Origin of the sequence: Pseudidiomarina donghaiensis, from assembly GCF_900116895.1 — a bacterium.
Classification (GTDB): domain Bacteria; phylum Pseudomonadota; class Gammaproteobacteria; order Enterobacterales; family Alteromonadaceae; genus Pseudidiomarina; species Pseudidiomarina donghaiensis.
In genome coordinates this window covers 232,382-250,390 of the sequence record NZ_FPCF01000001.1, presented here as the reverse complement: position 1 = coordinate 250,390, position 18,009 = coordinate 232,382, and the positions used below count along the sequence as shown (strand labels likewise).

Annotated in this window: 22 protein-coding genes; 8 read left to right on the top strand and 14 right to left on the bottom strand. The window is 48.1% G+C overall.

What is annotated here, in order from left to right:
• Positions 1-13: 13 nt before the first annotated feature.
• The 7 genes from BM334_RS01215 to zapE all read right to left on the bottom strand — a co-directional run bounded on the left by BM334_RS01215 (position 14) and on the right by zapE (position 6,636).
• Positions 14-760 (bottom strand): cytochrome c1, encoded by a 747-nt coding sequence (locus tag BM334_RS01215; RefSeq protein ID WP_092836791.1) that lies wholly within the window; start codon positions 758-760, stop codon positions 14-16.
• Positions 760-2,022 (bottom strand): cytochrome b, encoded by a 1,263-nt coding sequence (locus BM334_RS01210; RefSeq protein ID WP_092836788.1) that lies wholly within the window; start codon positions 2,020-2,022, stop codon positions 760-762. Before BM334_RS01210 ends, BM334_RS01215 begins: the two co-directional genes overlap by 1 nt.
• Positions 2,022-2,612, bottom strand: coding sequence for a ubiquinol-cytochrome c reductase iron-sulfur subunit (petA, locus tag BM334_RS01205; RefSeq protein ID WP_092836785.1), 591 nt, complete (start codon positions 2,610-2,612; stop codon positions 2,022-2,024). Before petA ends, BM334_RS01210 begins: the two co-directional genes overlap by 1 nt.
• Positions 2,613-2,817: 205 nt before the next feature.
• On the bottom strand, positions 2,818-3,210 hold the full coding sequence (rpsI, locus tag BM334_RS01200) for a 30S ribosomal protein S9 (RefSeq protein ID WP_055439310.1): 393 nt from the start codon (positions 3,208-3,210) through the stop codon (positions 2,818-2,820).
• 17 nt (positions 3,211-3,227) lie between these two features.
• On the bottom strand, positions 3,228-3,656 hold the full coding sequence (gene rplM / locus BM334_RS01195; RefSeq protein ID WP_055439311.1) for a 50S ribosomal protein L13: 429 nt from the start codon (positions 3,654-3,656) through the stop codon (positions 3,228-3,230).
• Positions 3,657-3,964: 308 nt separating this feature from the next.
• Positions 3,965-5,518, bottom strand: coding sequence for a Na/Pi cotransporter family protein (locus BM334_RS01190; RefSeq protein WP_092836782.1), 1,554 nt, complete (start codon positions 5,516-5,518; stop codon positions 3,965-3,967).
• On the bottom strand, positions 5,515-6,636 hold the full coding sequence (gene zapE, locus BM334_RS01185) for a cell division protein ZapE (protein ID WP_092839170.1): 1,122 nt from the start codon (positions 6,634-6,636) through the stop codon (positions 5,515-5,517). Before zapE ends, BM334_RS01190 begins: the two co-directional genes overlap by 4 nt.
• 76 nt (positions 6,637-6,712) lie before the next feature.
• Between zapE and BM334_RS01180 the strand changes: the two genes are divergently transcribed.
• The 3 genes from BM334_RS01180 to BM334_RS01170 all read left to right on the top strand — a co-directional run bounded on the left by BM334_RS01180 (position 6,713) and on the right by BM334_RS01170 (position 9,880).
• A complete protein-coding gene (locus BM334_RS01180; protein WP_092836779.1) occupies positions 6,713-7,132 on the top strand; it encodes a Z-ring associated ZapG family protein in 420 nt (139 codons plus the stop codon).
• Between the two features lie 246 nt (positions 7,133-7,378).
• Positions 7,379-8,725, top strand: a complete 1,347-nt coding sequence (locus BM334_RS01175; RefSeq protein WP_092836776.1) for a DegQ family serine endoprotease — start codon at positions 7,379-7,381, stop codon at positions 8,723-8,725.
• A 108-nt stretch (positions 8,726-8,833) separates the two neighbouring features.
• The gene (locus BM334_RS01170; RefSeq protein WP_092836773.1) at positions 8,834-9,880 is read left to right on the top strand and encodes a trypsin-like peptidase domain-containing protein; all 1,047 of its coding nucleotides are present in this window, start codon (positions 8,834-8,836) and stop codon (positions 9,878-9,880) included.
• A gap of 19 nt (positions 9,881-9,899) precedes the next feature.
• On the opposite strand, the gene murA is transcribed toward BM334_RS01170, so the two are convergent.
• From murA to BM334_RS01135, 7 genes are read right to left on the bottom strand one after another with little or no spacing between them, the layout of a single operon-like run.
• Positions 9,900-11,156 (bottom strand): UDP-N-acetylglucosamine 1-carboxyvinyltransferase, encoded by a 1,257-nt coding sequence (gene murA, locus BM334_RS01165; RefSeq protein WP_092836770.1) that lies wholly within the window; start codon positions 11,154-11,156, stop codon positions 9,900-9,902.
• A 10-nt stretch (positions 11,157-11,166) separates the two neighbouring features.
• Positions 11,167-11,427 (bottom strand): BolA family protein, encoded by a 261-nt coding sequence (locus BM334_RS01160; protein ID WP_417663787.1) that lies wholly within the window; start codon positions 11,425-11,427, stop codon positions 11,167-11,169.
• Positions 11,428-11,455: 28 nt separating this feature from the next.
• Positions 11,456-11,761 carry an STAS domain-containing protein gene (locus BM334_RS01155; protein ID WP_092836767.1) on the bottom strand — a complete coding sequence of 102 codons (306 nt, stop codon included), beginning with the start codon at positions 11,759-11,761 and terminating at the stop codon, positions 11,456-11,458.
• Positions 11,761-12,426: an MlaC/ttg2D family ABC transporter substrate-binding protein gene (locus BM334_RS01150; protein WP_092836764.1), complete on the bottom strand. Its 666-nt coding sequence runs from the start codon at positions 12,424-12,426 to the stop codon at positions 11,761-11,763. The genes BM334_RS01155 and BM334_RS01150 overlap by 1 nt, the downstream gene beginning before the upstream one ends.
• A 10-nt stretch (positions 12,427-12,436) precedes the next feature.
• On the bottom strand, positions 12,437-12,904 hold the full coding sequence (mlaD, locus tag BM334_RS01145; protein WP_092836761.1) for an outer membrane lipid asymmetry maintenance protein MlaD: 468 nt from the start codon (positions 12,902-12,904) through the stop codon (positions 12,437-12,439).
• Positions 12,905-12,909: 5 nt separating this feature from the next.
• Entirely contained in the window at positions 12,910-13,686 is a 777-nt protein-coding gene (gene mlaE, locus BM334_RS01140) for a lipid asymmetry maintenance ABC transporter permease subunit MlaE (protein WP_092836758.1), read from the bottom strand.
• Complete coding sequence (locus tag BM334_RS01135; RefSeq protein WP_417663788.1) at positions 13,679-14,506, bottom strand: ATP-binding cassette domain-containing protein; 828 nt, start codon at positions 14,504-14,506, stop codon at positions 13,679-13,681. The genes mlaE and BM334_RS01135 overlap by 8 nt, the downstream gene beginning before the upstream one ends.
• A 185-nt stretch (positions 14,507-14,691) precedes the next feature.
• Here BM334_RS01135 and BM334_RS01130 point away from each other — a divergent pair, with 185 nt between their 5' ends.
• From BM334_RS01130 to lptB, 5 genes are read left to right on the top strand one after another with little or no spacing between them, the layout of a single operon-like run.
• Positions 14,692-15,672 (top strand): KpsF/GutQ family sugar-phosphate isomerase, encoded by a 981-nt coding sequence (locus BM334_RS01130; protein WP_092839161.1) that lies wholly within the window; start codon positions 14,692-14,694, stop codon positions 15,670-15,672.
• Positions 15,672-16,241 (top strand): 3-deoxy-manno-octulosonate-8-phosphatase KdsC, encoded by a 570-nt coding sequence (gene kdsC / locus BM334_RS01125; protein ID WP_092836755.1) that lies wholly within the window; start codon positions 15,672-15,674, stop codon positions 16,239-16,241. Before BM334_RS01130 ends, kdsC begins: the two co-directional genes overlap by 1 nt.
• Positions 16,238-16,813 carry an LPS export ABC transporter periplasmic protein LptC gene (lptC, locus tag BM334_RS01120; protein WP_092836752.1) on the top strand — a complete coding sequence of 192 codons (576 nt, stop codon included), beginning with the start codon at positions 16,238-16,240 and terminating at the stop codon, positions 16,811-16,813. The genes kdsC and lptC overlap by 4 nt, the downstream gene beginning before the upstream one ends.
• Positions 16,770-17,303 carry a lipopolysaccharide transport periplasmic protein LptA gene (lptA, locus tag BM334_RS01115; RefSeq protein WP_092836749.1) on the top strand — a complete coding sequence of 178 codons (534 nt, stop codon included), beginning with the start codon at positions 16,770-16,772 and terminating at the stop codon, positions 17,301-17,303. Before lptC ends, lptA begins: the two co-directional genes overlap by 44 nt.
• Complete coding sequence (lptB, locus tag BM334_RS01110; RefSeq protein ID WP_092836746.1) at positions 17,284-18,009, top strand: LPS export ABC transporter ATP-binding protein; 726 nt, start codon at positions 17,284-17,286, stop codon at positions 18,007-18,009. The genes lptA and lptB overlap by 20 nt, the downstream gene beginning before the upstream one ends.

Sequence of the window (18,009 nt, the reverse complement as noted above, 5' to 3'; positions counted from 1 at the left end):
GTTCTCCATAAAACTATTTCACGTCCTTAAAGAATTCGCGCTTCAGCAGTACCGCGAAAATTAAAAAGACTAAAAGGAAACCGAACACATACCAACCGATACGCTGCTGCTGCAGCATCATTGGTTCACCGGTGTAAACCAAGAAGTTAGTAATATCTAGTGCGGCTTGATCGTACTCAGCGTCTGTTAACATACCGCTGCCATCGGTTTTAATGCCGACGTAAACGTCCTGCATTTCACCGTCAACCATGCGTTGCTCTGTGGTTTTGCGCGGAATGCCCTGAAGCTCTTCCAGCACATGTGGCATACCAACGTTTGGAAATACCGTGTTGTTCACACCAAACGGACGTGACTCGTCCACATAAAATGAACGCAAGTAAGTGTAAATCCAATCAGCACCACGAACGCGCGCCACCAACGTTAAATCTGGGGCCGCCGTACCAAACCAAGTACCTGCATCTTCAGTTGCCATGGCGTTGGTGATTAAGTCACCCACTTTTTCACCGGTAAACTGCAAGTTTTCAACGCCCAGATCTTCAGGAATCTCAAGATCTTTAAACGTGCGGTTGTAACGTTGGTACTGCATTGAGTGACACCCCAAACAGTAGTTCATGAATAATTGCGCACCGCGTTGCAATGACGCTTTGTCATGCAAGTCAACTTTGGCTTCGTCCAGCGGAACCGTCGGGCCAGCTGCTAAGGTAGCAACTGACCACAGTGATGCGGCAACTAAAAGAGTTGTTTTAATAAGCTGTTTCATCACTTAGTAATCCTCTCTGGAACTGGCTTCGTGTTTTCGTTTTTGCTGTAGAACCATAGCAATACGAAGAATGCGAAGTACAAGAAGGTGAAGATACGAGCGAACATGGTGTAAACCTCAGTCGCTGGTTTCAAGCCTAAATAACCCAGTGCAATAAAGCTGATTGCAAACACAGTCAGGTTTACTTTATGCAAGGTGCTGCGGTAGCGCACTGAGCGTACTTTACCGCGGTCAAGCCATGGCAGTACAAACAATGCCACAATGGCACCGAACATTAAGATAACGCCAAGCAATTTATCTGGCACCGCACGCAAAATGGCGTAGAACGGTGTGAAGTACCACACTGGTGCAATGTGCGCAGGGGTTTTCAACGGGTTCGCCGCTTCAAAGTTTGGTGGCTCAAGGAACAAGCCGCCCATTGCTGGTGCAAAGAAAATGACGTAGCAGAAGAAGAACAAGAAGATAGCCACGCCCACTAAGTCTTTCACGATGTAATACGGGAAGAATGGGAAGGCATCAACAATGTCGTACTTCTTCGTGAAGCGCTCGTGGAAGGTAAACTTCGGCTTGTCAGCGTCTGGCACTGAGCCCTTCGGCTTCTTAATTGACACGCCTTCTGGGTTGTTCGAGCCAACTTCGTGCAATGCAATAATGTGCAAGAACACCAAGATAACCAAAACTAACGGCAGTGCAATAACATGCAGTGCAAAGAAGCGGTTTAGGGTCGCGCCTGAGATAACATAGTCACCACGAATCCACAGCGTTAGGTCGTCACCAATAATTGGAATGGCGCCAAACAACGAGATAATAACCTGTGCACCCCAGTATGACATTTGACCCCATGGCAACAAGTAGCCCATAAAGGCTTCAGCCATTAGCACCAAGAAGATGAGCATACCGAATACCCACAGCAATTCGCGAGGCTTCTGGTAAGAGCCATACATCATGCCGCGGAACATGTGCAGATAAACCACCACGAAGAACGCAGAGGCTCCAGTGGAGTGCATATAACGCAGCAACCAACCGTACTCAATGTCACGCATAATAAATTCAACAGAGGCGAAGGCGCCTTCTGCTGACGGCACGTAGTTCATGGTCAACCAAATACCGGTAAGAATTTGGTTCACTAAAACCAACGTTGCTAGCACACCAAAGATGTACCAGAAGTTAAAGTTTTTTGGAGCTGGATACTGAGCTAAGTGGATATTCCACGTTTTGGTCATCGGAATACGTTCGTCAAACCAGGCAATGAGCTTATTCATTAGGCTTGCTCCCCATCTTCACCCACCAAAATGGTGTTATCGTTGATGTAGTAATGAGGCGGAACCACCAAGTTATAAGGAGCTGGTACGCCTTGGAATACACGACCGGCGATATCGAAGGTTGAACCGTGGCAAGGGCAGAAGAAGCCCGACTGCGCGCCTTCAACGTATTCACCCATGCCTTGATCTAGGAACTGCGGTGAACACCCTAAGTGCGTACAAATACCAACCGCCACAAAGTATTCTTCTTTGCGTGAGCGGTGCAAGTTCTTCGCATACTCAGGCTGTTGTGGTTCATCAGAATTTGGGTCGCGAAGCTGATCGCTTACGGCTTCAAGTGACGCCAACATTTCAGGGGTACGACGTACCACCCAAACCGGTTGACCACGCCACTCAACACGAATCAATTGACCCGGCTCGGCTTTTCCAATGTTCACTTCCACTGGGGCACCCGCGTTTTTAGCTTTTTCGCTCGGGTTCCACGACGCAATGAAAGGAACGGCAACGCCAACCGCACCCGCTGCGCCGACAACAGATGTCGCGACAGTTAGGAAACGACGGCGGCCTTTATCTACAGGCGCATTGCTCATCCACTTACTCTCCAGTTTGGACGCTTCGCGAGACATCGCCGCGAAGTCAGTAATTAGCTACTGCGATAGGCCCACCCAAACAGTACTAGGTGAGCGGCAATAAAAAAATGCTTTCAGATGATAAAGAAATGCCCTGATTTTTACAAGGATAAAGACAAAAAACCCGGCACAAAGGCCGGGTTTTTGACGTACTCGAGATTTCGAATTAACGCTTCGAGAACTGTGGACGCTTACGCGCTTTGTGCAAGCCGACTTTCTTACGTTCAACTTGACGTGCGTCACGAGTTACATAACCCGCGCGACGTAGGTCGCCACGTAGAGCTTCGTCGTACTGCATCAGTGCACGGGTGATACCGTGACGTACTGCGCCAGCTTGACCACTTGAACCACCACCTTTAACAGTGATGTACAAGTCGAATTTTTCTACCATTTCAACTAACTCTAATGGCTGACGAACAACCATGCGAGCCGTTTCACGGCCGAAGTATTCTTCTAAAGTGCGATTGTTGATGCTGATGTTGCCGCTACCTGGACGCAAGAAAACGCGTGCAGTTGAGCTTTTGCGACGACCAGTACCGTAGTATTGATTCTGTGCCATAGTCTTAACGCTCCGTCTTAAATTTCAAGTTGTTTTGGTTGCTGAGCAACATGGTTATGCTCTGCACCAGCGTACACTTTCAGTTTACGGAACATGGCACGACCAAGTGGACCACGAGGTAACATACCTTTCACCGCTTTCTGAATTACCATTTCTGGTTTCTTGGCGATCAACTTCTCGAAGTTGATTTCCTTGATACCACCTGGGTAGCCAGAGTGTGAATAGTAGATTTTGTCTTGCGCTTTGCGGCCAGTTACAGTCACTTTCTCAGCGTTAACAATGATGATGTAATCACCAGTATCTACGTGAGGAGTGTACTCAGGCTTGTGCTTACCGCGCAAACGGGTGGCAACTTCAGTTGCCAAACGACCTAAAGTTTTACCTTCGGCGTCAATAACATACCAGTCACGTTGTACTGTTTCTGGTTTTGCAACAAATGTACTCATTGAGATTATCTCTTTTCTTAAGGTTCACGACAGTAGTTCCGGGCTTCCCCGCGAACCACAACAACCGCTGTGTCATGCAACGTTTGCTAGCCACTTATGACGGTTAGTTGTACCTGTAACGTGGGCTGCGCGGATTATAGGGAAAACCGCTTAAAAGATCAACGACGTTATTCGTTATTCGTTATTCGTTATTCGTTATTCGTTATTCGTTATTCGATCGCTTCGCTGTTCGTGTTTGATTTTTCCGAACAGCGCGAAGCGCGGACAAACAGTGAACGAAGTGAACGCACGAAAAACGAATAACGCTTTTAAGCTTGCAGTGCGGTGATGAGTTCGGCGGTGCGTTCCCAGTGGCTGGCAAGTTGAATTAACACCGCGCCGTCGGTCGGCGACAGCTCATTGCGGGCTATTTGCTGCAGCCAGGTACTGCGTAATAAGTTGCGGGTGGCGCGGATTGAACTCACTAGAGCTTGCCAATTGGCTTGCGGGCGTTCGTTCATTTCGGAGCCGCTGAGTAGTTCTAGCAGCTGCGCACGTAGATCATGATTTAAGCTGGCATCTATTTGTAATGGTGACGCTGCACGAAGTTTTTCAACAAGCTCGCGCAAGTCAACTAAGCGTGCTTGATAGCCATGTAATTCAGCTAATTGCAGGGCTTCGTCGCCGTGCAGCGACTTGCTACTTAGCTTTTGTAAATAGTCGTGAATATGCTGCAGTAGCTCACCCGTGGCAATGTCTTCTTCGGTCACCTCGGTAAGCTGTGAATCACGTAATAGCGTGCGTAAGCGAATTTGGTATTGGCGTAACACGCGGTTTTGCTCTTGCTTGACGGCATTTAAACCCATGGCAGGAATTTCAAGCACGGTTTTGTCCAGAAAACGGGGTTCGCCAGAACGTAGCGGCGGCAACCGATACCAGCGCTCGACAGCGCGAAATATACGCTCGTCAAACAGCCACATTAAGGCAACGCCAAGCAGGTTAAACAAGGTATGGAACACCGCTAGGCCAGAGCTAATGTTAGTGACCTGCTCGCCACCTGACAATAACTGGGCCACCCACCACATGGGCACCAGTAAAATCAGTGCGGATATACCAGTCATGGCATTCATTAATACATGTACCGCGGCGAGGCGCTTAGCGTGGGCGGTAGCACCTACGCTAGCAATAAGGGCGGTTACTGTGGTGCCGACATTGGCACCAATAACCACCGCAGCGCCTGCCAGTGGCGAAAATACACCGCTTACTGAGGCGGTTAGCACAATAGCTAGCGCTGCTGACGATGACTGCACTAATGCGGTCAGCACCATACCAGCCACAACCGCTAGTGCAATGCCGCCTATGCCGGTAATGCGTAGCTGCTCGATAGGTACAAGGGCGGTCACTTGCTCAAACGCGTCGCGCAAGGTGTCTAACCCGACAAACAAAATACCGAAACCGGCAATAGCGAGGCCTATTTGGCCCGACAGCTTTTGCTTACGAAACAGCTGCAGTAACATGCCAATGCCGATTAACGGCCAAGCAAAAATACCGATATTTATTTTGAGGCCAATTAACGCGACTATCCATGCCGTCATGGTGGTACCGACATTACTGCCAAACACCACCCACGCTGCTTGGCGCAATTTCAACATGCCCGCGTTGGTAAAGCCTAGTAGCGCCACCACCACAGCACTCGATGACTGCACCACAGCGGTTACCGCGAAGCCAGATGCCGCGGCGCGTAAGCGTGTTTGTGTCGAGCGCTCAAGAACCTGTTGCAAATGGCCACCCGCCGCAGCTTTAAGCCCGTCGGTAAGCATTTGCATACCAAGCAGCAATAAGCCGAGGCCGCCAAGGGCGAGTGTCCAATTGGTTAAGGTCATGGTTTGTGAGCTAACCCCAAATATTCGTGACTTTGCATTTCAAGTAAACGACTAACGCAGCGTTTAAATTCAAAATTTAACTTACCATCAGTATATAGCTCATTGAGCGGCGCTGCGCCCGACATAATGAGCTTAACGCGACGCTCGTAAAATTCGTCAACCAGGGCAATAAAGCGCCGTGCCGCATCGTCATTGTTGGCGCCCATTTGCGGTACATCGCTAATCAACACGGCATGGTAGCACTGGGCAATTTCAATATAGTCGTTTTGCGAGCGCGGCCCGCCGCAAATTGCTTCGAATGAAAATAACACCACGTCATCACATTCCATACGCACCGGAATATTACGGTTATTCACGGTGATATAACCCTGCTTGTCGCGGTTGCAGTGATCCGGCGCTAGCTCGGTGAAATACCGCTGAAGGTTTTCGTCAGCTTGGCTGTCTGCTGGGGCGTGATAAATATTAGCGCGCGTTAAGGTACGTAAGCGGTAGTCAATGCCGCTGTCGACGTTAATCACCTCGCAATTTTCCTTAATTAAGGCAATAGCAGGCAGAAAACGCTGCCGCTGCAAGCCGTTTTTGTACAGGTCATCGGGCACAATATTCGAAGTCGCGACTAACACCACGTTGCGTTTGAAAAGTTCCTGCATTAGCGTGCCAAGAATCATCGCATCGGTAATATCTTGCACAAAGAATTCATCAAAACAGATGACCCGCGCTTCGGCGGCAAGCTTTTCAGCGATAATTGGGAGCGGATCGCTGCGCCCCTTTAAAGCCTTAAGTTCGTTGTGTACACGGTGCATAAAGCGATGAAAATGCACACGCATTTTCGCCTCAAATGGTAAGGTTTCAAAAAACGTATCCACTAAATAGGTTTTACCGCGCCCGACGCCACCCCAAAAATAAATACCTTGGGGCGCTTTGGTTTCGCTACCAAATAGCGTTTTTAGTTTGCTAAAAAAGCCCGTGGCACCGCTGTTGTGATGAAATAAGACCAGTTCATCATAAAGCCGCTGCAACGCCTCTACCGCCTTGCGCTGCGCGGCATCAGGCGTAAAGTTACCGGACGCGAGGTCCTGCTCATATTTTAAGATTGGGGTAAGCTTGTTCGTTGTCACTACCACTTCGACCCTATTCTAGATTATGCTATTGGCGTTTAGTTTATCATGCGAAACGCATTTTTAAGGAGTATTTATGAGCTGGATTATTGGCGTACTACTAGTTGTTGCTGGGGCAATTGTTGGCTTTTTTGTCGCCCGCTACTGGCTCACCGAACATTCCGAGGAAGCCGAGCTTTCGCAACAAGTTAATCAAACCAAGCAGCAGCTGGCCGATTATCGGCAAGAAGTTGCCGAACACTTAGCAACTGCCCAAGCTTTGGTCGGCCAATTGGAAGAAACCCAAGACAAACTAAAAGCTTACTTGCACCACAGCGCCGATTTGCTACAACGCGAGCAAGAACAACCAAGCTTACCGTTTTTTGCCGAAGACACCATTCGCGAGCTGCGCATGGCGAACAAGGTAAATGGCGAGAAGCGTCGTTCAGATGATAAGTCGCCAAGCGATATGCCGCGCGACTACAGCGACAAAAAATCCGGCCTCTTCAAAGGCTAGAAACGTTATTCGATCGCTGCGTTTGTCATTATTCGTTATTCGTACGTTCTGCTGTTTGTCCGCTGCGCTGTTCGTAAAATATATTTCGAACAGTGCGAAGCACGTACAAACAGTGAACGTAGTGAACGCACGAATAACGAATAACGATGTTGTTCTCAATTCACATCTTGAAACACTCTACTGCTGAACTTATTTATATCGAGTTAGTCTGTAATTACGATAACCATCATACAGGAGTTAACTCGAATGAAAGTGAAGTTGTTAGCGGTGTTGGCTTTAGCGAGTGCACTGACTGTTGCGCCTGTTTCAGCCGGTATTCCTTTCTTTGGTGATAAAGACGAAACACCTACGCTTGCGCCCATGCTGGAAGAAGTCACGCCTGCGGTTGTGAATATTTCCGTGAAAGGGAAGCGCGAGGTGCGTCAACGCATCCCCGATATGTTTCGCTTTTTCTTTGGCCCAAATGGTCCGCGTGAACAAGTTCAAGAACGTCCTTTTCAGGGGCTTGGCTCTGGCGTCATCATTGATGCAGACGAAGGTTACGTCGTTACCAACAACCACGTGATTGACGGCGCATCAGAGATTCTGGTTACGCTCAAAGATGGTCGACAATTCGATGCAACAGTGATTGGCACCGATGACCGTTCAGATGTTGCCCTGCTGAAAATTAAAGATGGCAAAGATTTAACAGCCATTGAAATTGGTAACTCGGCGAAATTACGTGTTGGCGACTTTGTCGTGGCTATTGGTAATCCGTTCGGTTTAGGGCAAACCGTTACCTCGGGTATTGTTAGTGCGCTAGGCCGCAGTGGCTTAGGCATTGAAGAAATTGAAAACTTTATTCAAACCGATGCGGCCATTAACAGCGGTAACTCTGGCGGTGCTTTAGTCACTCTTGACGGTAAGCTCATTGGTATTAATACCGCTATTTTAGGCCCCAATGGCGGTAATATCGGTATTGGTTTTGCCATTCCGGCCGACATGATGCAAAGCCTCGTTCATCAATTAATTGAGTTCGGTGAAGTGCGCCGCGGCGTACTAGGTGTACGCGGTAACGACTTAACTCACGAAATTGCTAAAGCGCTTGATTTGAAAGCTAACCAAGGTGCATTTATTGCCGAGGTTATTCCAGAAGGCGCGGCAGAGAAAGCAGGTTTGCAATCGGGTGACGTGATTGTCGCAGTTAACGGCGAGCGTATTCGCACCTTTGCTGACTTAGGTGCTCGGGTGAGTACTTTGGGAGCGGGTAAGGAACTGAAACTCACCGTATTGCGCGATGGTAAAGAGCGAAACTTTGACGTTGTGCTTAGTGCTGACGACCAAGCGGTGACCGCTACTTCATTGCACCCTGCGTTAGATGGTCTAACACTTGCACCAACCGATAAAGGCGGTCTGGAAGTGACAGAAATTGCTGAAGGGTCGCTAGCGGAGCGCTATGGACTGCGTAAAAACGACGTGATTATTGGGGTGAACCGCACGCCAATTAACAGCATGTCGGAGCTACGCGAGTCACTCTCAAACGCGGGTGATGTTATCGCGTTAAATATTCGCCGCGGTAATTCGCAATTGTATTTAGTATTGCGCGGCGGCTAATCAACCGTTGTTGTGACATTACCTCATGAAGAAGGCAGCAAATGCTGCCTTCTTTTTTAAACAGTGTTATGCTTTTGCTTATATTTTAATTCAATAGGTTACTTTCAAATGCAGCTTGGCCAAACGTTTTGGTACGTCACACGCTCTGTCTTACTTGGCTTGGTGGTAGCTGCCATTGTGATTGTCGCTTTACCTTATTTTCAAGGCAAATCAACCTCCGCGAGCAGTCAACAACAGCCGTTAAGTTTTGCCAAGGCGGTTAATCGCGCTGCGCCGGCTGTAGTCAACATATATAGTATTGGTACGTCTCGTAACTCGTATTATTCACGCCGCCCCAGCACCGTAGTGCGTTTGGGTTCAGGCGTGATCATGGATAATCGGGGGCACATTCTAACCGCCTATCACGTTGTGGCAGACGTTAACGAAATTCAAGTCGCGCTACAAGATGGCCGTAACTACAGCGGTCAAGTCATAGGCTATGACCAGATCACTGATTTGGCGGTGGTGCGTATTGAGGCAGATAACCTGCCGATTATTCCACAAAATCAAAGTTTACGTACCCAAGTGGGCGATGTCGTATTGGCCATTGGTAACCCACACAATTTAGGCCAAACCATTACGCAAGGCATTGTGAGCGCAACCGGTGGGCGCATGGGTATTATTCATTCACATGCTGATTTAATTCAAATGGATGCTGTGATTAACGAAGGAGCTTCTGGTGGCGCCTTGGTCAACAGTGAAGGTTATTTGGTTGGCATCAATAATGCGCAGTTTCGTGATGCGCGTGGGCAAGGCATCGATGGTATTTACTTTGCAGTACCCTACCCCTTGGCTTATTCAGTCATGGAAAGCTTAATTCGCGAAGGCGAAGTGGTACGCGGTTATCTTGGCGTACAGGTGGGCGAAGTGCCGCAAAACAACCCTTATTCTCAACCTGGCATTTATGTTTCGGGTGTTGACGCTAACAGCCCAGCTGATCGCGCCGGATTACAAGTTGATGATTATATTACTGAAATAAATGGTAAGCGGATGTCCTCGGCGGCAGAAGGCCTTGCGACAGTGGCGCAAACTAAACCTGGTACAGAAATCGAAATACGGTTTTTCCGTGACAACCAAGAACAGTCGGTTACGGTGACGATTACTAAATTTCAGTAACCCAAAATCAGCGCGTGACTTAACTCACGCGCTTAATATCAGCACCAAGCGCTGACAATTTCTTCTCAATAGCTTCATAGCCGCGGTCGATATGATAAATACGCTCGACGACGGTTTCACCTTTAGCCACCAAACCAGCAATAACAAGCGATGCTGACGCACGTAAATCGGTACACATGACTTGTGCGCCGGTTAGCTGCTCCACACCTTTTGAAATGGCGGTATTGCCTTCTAGTTCAATATTTGCACCCATACGGCGTAATTCAGGCACATGCATAAATCGATTCTCGAAAATCGTTTCACTCACCCAGCCGGCGCCATCGGCAATTGCATTTAAGGTACAGAACTGAGCCTGCATATCGGTTGGAAACGCTGGGTGTGGTGCCGTTATAATCTTCACTGGTTGCGGGCGACTGTTCGCCTGCACACGTATCCAGTCATCGCCTTTAGTGATCACTGCGCCTGCTTCGGTTAATTTTTTGAGCACCGCGTCAAGCATACTTGGGTCTGTGTTGCGACAGGTTACATCGCCACCTGTCGCCATCGCTGCCACCAAAAAAGTACCAGTTTCTATACGATCTGGCTGCACACTATATTTACCACCGTGTAACGCCGGTTTACCGTGAATGGTAATGGTATCAGTGCCAGCACCGCGAATGTCTGCACCCATGTCATTTAAAAACTGAGCAAGGTCTTCCACTTCGGGTTCTCGCGCTGCGTTCTCAATAATAGTGACACCATCAGCTAGGGTTGCGGCTGCCATGAGGTTTTCTGTACCGGTGACGCTAACCGTATCCATTAGAACAGTTGCACCACGCAAACGGCCATTCACTTTGGCATTTATATAGCCATTTTCAACCGTAATATCGGCACCCATGAGGCGTAAGCCTTCAATGTGCAAGTTCACTGGGCGCGCACCAATTGCACAACCACCAGGTAACGATACTTGAGCTTCGCCGAAGCGCGCCAACAGCGGACCTAACACCAAAATGGAAGCACGCATGGTTTTCACCAAGTCATAACTTGCCACATGGTTATTAATACCTTGTGGATGAATTTTATAGCTATTTGGCCCCAAAGCTTCACTTTGAATACCTAACTCACCAAGTAGCTTCAGGCTAGTACGCACGTCTTGTAAGGCTGGTACGTTGTGCAGCTCAACCGTTTCGCAGGGTAAAATAGCTGCCATTAGAATAGGTAGCGCAGCGTTCTTCGCGCCAGAAATAGTCACCTCGCCGTTTAGCGGCCGGCCACCCTGAATAACCAATTTTTGCATTGCGCGTCTCTTAGCTGAGCATGGCGAGTTTTTTCTCGCGTTGCCATTCGGTCGGTGTATAGGTACGAATTGATACGGCGTGCAATTCACCGCTAGCAATTAAGTCTTTCAACGGAGCATAAACCACTTGCTGCTTTTTAACTCGCGACAAGTCGCTAAATAGTTCACCAACAACGGTAATATTGGCGTGACCACCATCAAGCTTAACCAGCACTTCGCTTACGTCGAGCTCGTCTAACAGGCGTTGTTGAATCGAATCAGATGTCATCATAAAGTTTCTTCATTGAATTTTGAGAATTTTAACTACCGAGTGTGAGCAGTGCATCGACACCACTGACTTTTAGCATGGCTTTAAATTGCTGATTTGCATTGACAATGAGTAAGTCACGCTGGGTGTTTCGCAATGCCCGCTTAACCTGTAATAGCATGGCAACACCGGCGGAGTCGACTTTCTCAACGCCTTCTAGGTCAACCGTCAAGGCTTCTTGCTCACCTGCTAACCAGTTTCGGCGATTTGCCCAGATAGCAGGCACCGTATTACGAGTTAGTTGGCCGCTTAAGACCACACGGCCACCATCGCTGCATTGCAGTTCACAATGGTCCATTACTCACTGCCTTCAATATCATCATGTTCTTTGACAGTTTCTTGGGCTTTTTCGCGCAACAACGCGATAGTGCCGTCAATGCCATTACTACGAATAACCGCATTGATTTCAGCCTGTTTACTATTGAGCAAGCTTACGCCTTCAACAACCAGGTCGTATGCTTTCCATAGGTTGTCGTCTTTGTCGAACCGCATTTTAAAATCCATGCGCACAGGCGGCCCACCCTCTTGTAATAAGCGGGTATTAACCACCACTATTTTACTATTCGGCTCAAACCGCGACGCGTCACCAAATTGAATAGTGTGTTTCGTTTCATCATATTGCGTAAAAGCACCCGCGTAGGTGGTAATTAAATAGTCACGAAACACCGTGTAAAATTCTTGACGTTGCTCTTCGGTGGTTTGTGTTAGGTTACGGCCTAGTACGCGCTTTGCGGCATAGACATAATCAACATAAGGCATCATTTCTTCACGAATAACCACCCGAATATGGTTGATATCTTGATCAATCAGCTCACGATCGGTTTCGATACGCTCAAGTGTTTTGCTGGCAAGCTTCTCCAACAAAACGTACGGATTATCGTCACGAATTAACTCCGCTTGGGCGTTATGAACGCCAGCTAACGTGAACAAACTAATACAGACTGCCATGAACCACTTTTTCATGCTGAACTCCTTAGTCGTTGCCTTGGCCGAATAAGAACTGGCCAATCAAGTCCTCTAGCACTAATGCTGATTTGGTGTCGTAGATATAATCACCGTCTTCGAGCATCTCAACCGTGTCATCAATAAAGCCAGGGTTTAAGCCAATATACTGCTCACCCAATAAGCCCGACGTTAATATTGAGACCGACGTTGTGTCAGAAAATTCATTGTATTCTTTGCTAATGGTCATTTCGACCAACGGCTCATAGTAATCGCCCACTAATGAAATTTTGCTGACGCGGCCAACCACAACACCGCCTACTTTTACCGGCGAGCGTTCTTTTAGGCCACCAATGTTGTCGAACTTTGCAAATAATTTATAGGTTTCACCGTTGGTGAGCACATTGGTGTTCGCGGCTTTTAAGCCTAAAAATAACAAGGCCAAAATACCAATGATGACAAACAACCCAACTGCTAATTGTGTATTTCTTGATTCCATGGTCTTTATCCAAACATCAATGCGGTTAAAACAAAATCGAGCCCCAGAACTGCTAATGACGCAGTCACAACAGTCGATGTGGTTGCTCGGCTAATACCGACCGACGTCGGCGTACATTGATAGCCTTTGTGCAACGCTATCCAAGTGACAACAAAGGCAAACACTAAGCTCTTGATGACACCGTTAAGAATGTCTTGTCCCCATTCCACGTTCGACTGCATAACCGACCAGAACGCGCCGTCGTCGACACCTAGCCAACGTACGCCGACTAAATAGCCGCCATATATGCCAACCGCTGAAAATACCAGCGCCAATATCGGCATACTGTAAAAGCCCGCCCAAAAACGCGGCGAAATAACTCGGCGTAGTGGGTCTACACCCATCATTTCTAAGCTTGACAGCTGCTCGGTTGCTTTCATTAAACCAATTTCCGCGGTCAACGCGGAGCCTGCGCGGCCAGCAAATAAAAGCGCCGTAACCACCGGCCCTAACTCACGCAACAACGATAAAGCAACCATTGGCCCAAGCGACTGCTCAGCACCAAAATCAACCAAAATCGTATAGCCTTGTAGGCCAAGCACCATACCAATGAACAAACCGCTGACCACAATAATCAGCAACGAAAGCACCCCAACTGAGTACATTTGTTGCATGAGCAACGGCCATGACTTACGCAGTTGCGGCTTACCAACTAAGGCGCGCATTAACATAAAAAATGCAGCGCCAGCGCCGGCAACCGAATCTAAGGTCGCTTTTCCTAGCGCAGCAACACGATTAAGCATGGTCGCTCCCTAATAAATCATCTTCTAGCGTCGCCGCCTTGTAATGAAATGGCACTGGCCCGTCTGCTTCACCATGTAAAAACTGATGAATGAGCGGATCATCCGACTGCTTCAACTGCGCTGGAGTTCCGTGCCCCACCACCTGCTTGTCCGCCAAAATATAGACGTAATCTGCAATGGTCATGACTTCGGCTATATCGTGAGTCACCACAATGCTTGTTAAACCCAAGGATTCATTGAGCTCTTTAATAAGCTTAACAATGACACCCATTGAGATAGGGTCTTGGCCGGCAAATGGCTCATCGTACAAAATAAGTTCCGGGTCTAGTGCAATGGCCCGCGCTAAAGCTGCACGCCGCGCCATACCACCAGAAAGCTCGGCTGGCATTAGGTCACGCGCACCGCGCAACCCGACAGCCTCAAGCTTCATTTTGACAATAGTGTCAATAATTTCTTCAGGAAGTTGGCTATGTTCACGCAACGGAAAAGCGATGTTGTCGTACACTGTCATGTCGGTAAATAACGCACCGCTTTGAAACAGCATACTCATACGCTTACGCAACTCATAAAGGTCACGCCGATTCAGCTGGTGTACGTTATGCCCCGCAAACTCAATACTACCTTGCTGCGGATACAGCTGGGCACCAATGAGCCGCAACAATGTTGTTTTACCAATGCCACTAGGGCCCATTACGGCGGTGATTTTTCCGCGCGGTACACGCATCGAAAGGTTTTGATAAACTTGGTGTGCGCCAAAACTATGCGCGAAGTGCAAGTTATCAATCACCACAAGGGCATCATCTAAAGCAGAATTTTCCACTTGTCGCACGCCTTTAATTCTCCTTAAACAAGCCCGCGAGTGTAACAGATTTGGGCTTTTTTCTACACCTTAAGACGGTAAAATTTGTGACAAATCGTTTATTTCAGTGCTTTTTACGTCTGCAATTCAGTTTTCGATCGGGTATTATTGTAAACAATCTTATTTTGGCGGAGCTATTCACAGTTATGAGCAATTCCACCACCCAATCATTTCGTCTGTTGGGCGAACGTGTCATTGATATCGAAACCGCCGCGGTTAGCGGCTTGAAGCGCTTTTTGGATGACAGTTTTGAGCAAGCCTGTGAATTGTTGTTAGCCTGTGCTGGGCGCGTTATTGTCATTGGTATGGGTAAGTCAGGCCATATTGGCGGTAAAATCGCGGCCACACTTGCTTCAACCGGTACCCCTGCCTTCTTTGTTCATCCAGGTGAGGCTAGCCATGGTGATTTAGGCATGATCACCGCCCAAGACGTTGTTTTGGCCATTTCTAATTCGGGCGAAACCGGTGAGTTACTTGCTATAGCGCCGCTTATTAAGCGTCGTGGTGTTAAGTTGATCAGCATGACCGGCAACCCGAATTCAACGTTAGCCGAAATAGCCGATGTGCATGTATGCATTGCGGTTGAACAAGAAGCTTGTCCGCTGGGGCTCGCACCAACCTCATCAACCACCGCCACATTAGTCATGGGCGATGCCTTGGCCGTTGCGCTGTTAAACGCACGTGGCTTTACCGCTGATGACTTCGCTATGTCGCACCCGGGCGGTAGCTTAGGCCGTCGGTTGTTATTGCATATTCACGATATTATGCACGGCGGCGAGCGGATTCCACTGGTGCCTGAACAGGCAACCATTTCAGAAGCTCTATTGGAAATGTCGCGTAAAGGCCTAGGCATGACTGGGGTGACCGATACCCAAGGTAAACTAGCAGGCATATTTACCGATGGTGATTTACGCCGCATTTTAGACCAACGCATAGACTTACACACCACCGCCATTGCCAAGGTGATGACCCGCAACCCAGTTACTATAGGCCCAGACGTTTTGGCTGCCCAAGGGTTGAAGCTGATGGAAGATCGCAAAATTAACGGCCTGTTTGTCACCGATGAAAACGGCATAGCGCAAGGAGCGTTGAATATGCATGACTTGCTTAAAGCGGGGGTGATGTAATGACGCTTAGCAACTGTGAATACATCAGTACTTGGTATGGCGATATTGCACAATCGCTATTTGAGCGTTTCACCGCAATCAAGCTAGTGGTGTGCGATATTGATGGCGTTTTTTCTGACGGGCGTATTTACTTAGGAAATAACGGTGAAGAGCTCAAAGCCTTTCATACTCGCGATGGCTTTGGCGTGAAAGCGCTCATTAATGCTGGTATTGAAGTGGCTGTGATCACTGGACGGCGTTCGGCCATTGTTGAAAATCGCATGACAGCGTTGGGGGTACAACATATTTTCCAAGGCCAAGAAGATAAGCTGAGCTGCTTTGAGAACCTCGCCAGTTCGCTGGGTTTCGCAACCAACGAAATAGCTTCTATTGGTGATGACATTCCCGATTTAGACATGCTAAAAGCCAGCGGCTTAGCTGTTGCAGTACAAGACGCACACCCGTTTGTACAACAACATGCGCACTATGTAACTGCACAGCGGGGTGGGTTTGGCGCAGTGCGCGAATTAAGCGATCTCATTCTTATGGCGCAAGGCCAGTTGCAGCTGCACGGAGGCGTTAGCCTGTGAACCGAAACTTGGTGCTGATTATTGGCGGTATTTTTGTCATTGCGGCGTTGCTGTTTTGGCGGCCATTTGCCGTCAGCGATGATCAACAAGAGCAACAAGGCTACCGTGAAATAAAACCTGACTTTACCGCGCAGGGCTTAATCGTGCGGGTTTATGATTCGAACGGCGAGCTCGACCACCGTATTGCGGCCGACGAGATGACCCACTACAGCCCCATAGGTTTAACCGAACTAACTGCGCCTACTTATATTACCCAGATAGACGGTCAAGGTGCGCTGTGGCAGGTGCAGGCAGAGCAAGGTTCATTTTATGCCGATAAAAGTTTGGTTTTAGAACGAAATATTGAGATGATCAGTTTATCTTCTGCAGAATTCATTAAGCGTATTGAAACCAGTTACCTGACTATTGATACATTGCAAGAAACTGTAGAAACTGAACAGCCCGTGGTGATTATTGGCCGCGACTTTACAGTAAAAGGCGAAGGTATGCGCGCCGATATGCGCGCTCAAACATTGGAAATGACACGACATGTTGAAACAATTTATACCGGTCGTAGCCCTGCTCGCCCTTAGTGCTGTTACCGCTAGCGCGGTGCAAGCAAAAGGTCGTGACGACTTTAACAAACCTATTCAAATTAATGCCGAGAGCGATTGGTTTGACGTAGCAAATAAAATTGCAGTGTTTGAAAACAACGTCGTCATTCAGCAAGGTACATTACAAATTCGTGCCGACCACTTAGAAGTCAAACGCAGGGACGACCAGTCTGATGTATTTACCGCAACTGGCACCCCAGCTGTTTACCAACAGCAATTAGATGATGGCTCGCCAATTTCAGCCGAAGCCAATAGCATTAGTTATGACCAAGCAAAGCAAATTTTAACTTTATCTGGCAACGTCAAAGTTTCACAAAATAACAGTGTCGTGCAAGGCAGCGAGATTATCTATAATTTTGCCACCCAACAGATGACAGCAAATCGTGGTGAGTCTGACAGCGACCGTGTTACCACAATTTTCATGCCCAAGAAAAAGAGCGACAATAATAATGAGCCGACTAATCGCTGAGCATTTAGCTAAGTCTTACAAAAGCCGCCAGGTGGTCAAAGACGTCAGCTTAACCGTTGAGTCGGGGCAAATTATTGGGTTGCTTGGCCCAAACGGTGCTGGCAAAACCACCACGTTCTACATGATTGTGGGTTTGGTCAATAATGACAAAGGCCGCATCATGATTGATGAACAAGACATCTCATTACTGCCGATGCACGAGCGTGCGCGTCGCGGCATTGGCTATTTACCGCAAGAGTCATCAATTTTCCGCAAGCTCAGCGTGCGTGACAATATTATGGCCATTCTTGAAACTCGCAAAGACCTCGATGCGAACGGACGAGAAGAGCGTCTTGATGGGCTGCTCGAAGAGTTTCATATTGGTCATATTGCCAATAGCCTAGGTATGAGCTTGTCTGGCGGCGAGCGACGCCGGGTTGAAATTGCACGCGCCCTTGCTGCTGACCCAGCATTTATTCTGTTAGACGAACCCTTTGCAGGGGTCGACCCTATTTCGGTTTTAGATATTAAGAAAATCATCGAACATCTGCGCAACCGCGGCATTGGTGTTTTAATTACCGATCACAACGTTCGGGAAACTCTATCTGTGTGCGAACATGCCTATATAGTTAGCCACGGGGAGTTGATTGCCAGCGGAGACGCCCATACCATCTTAAATAATCAACACGTTAAAGATGTTTATTTAGGTGAGCAGTTCACCTTGTAG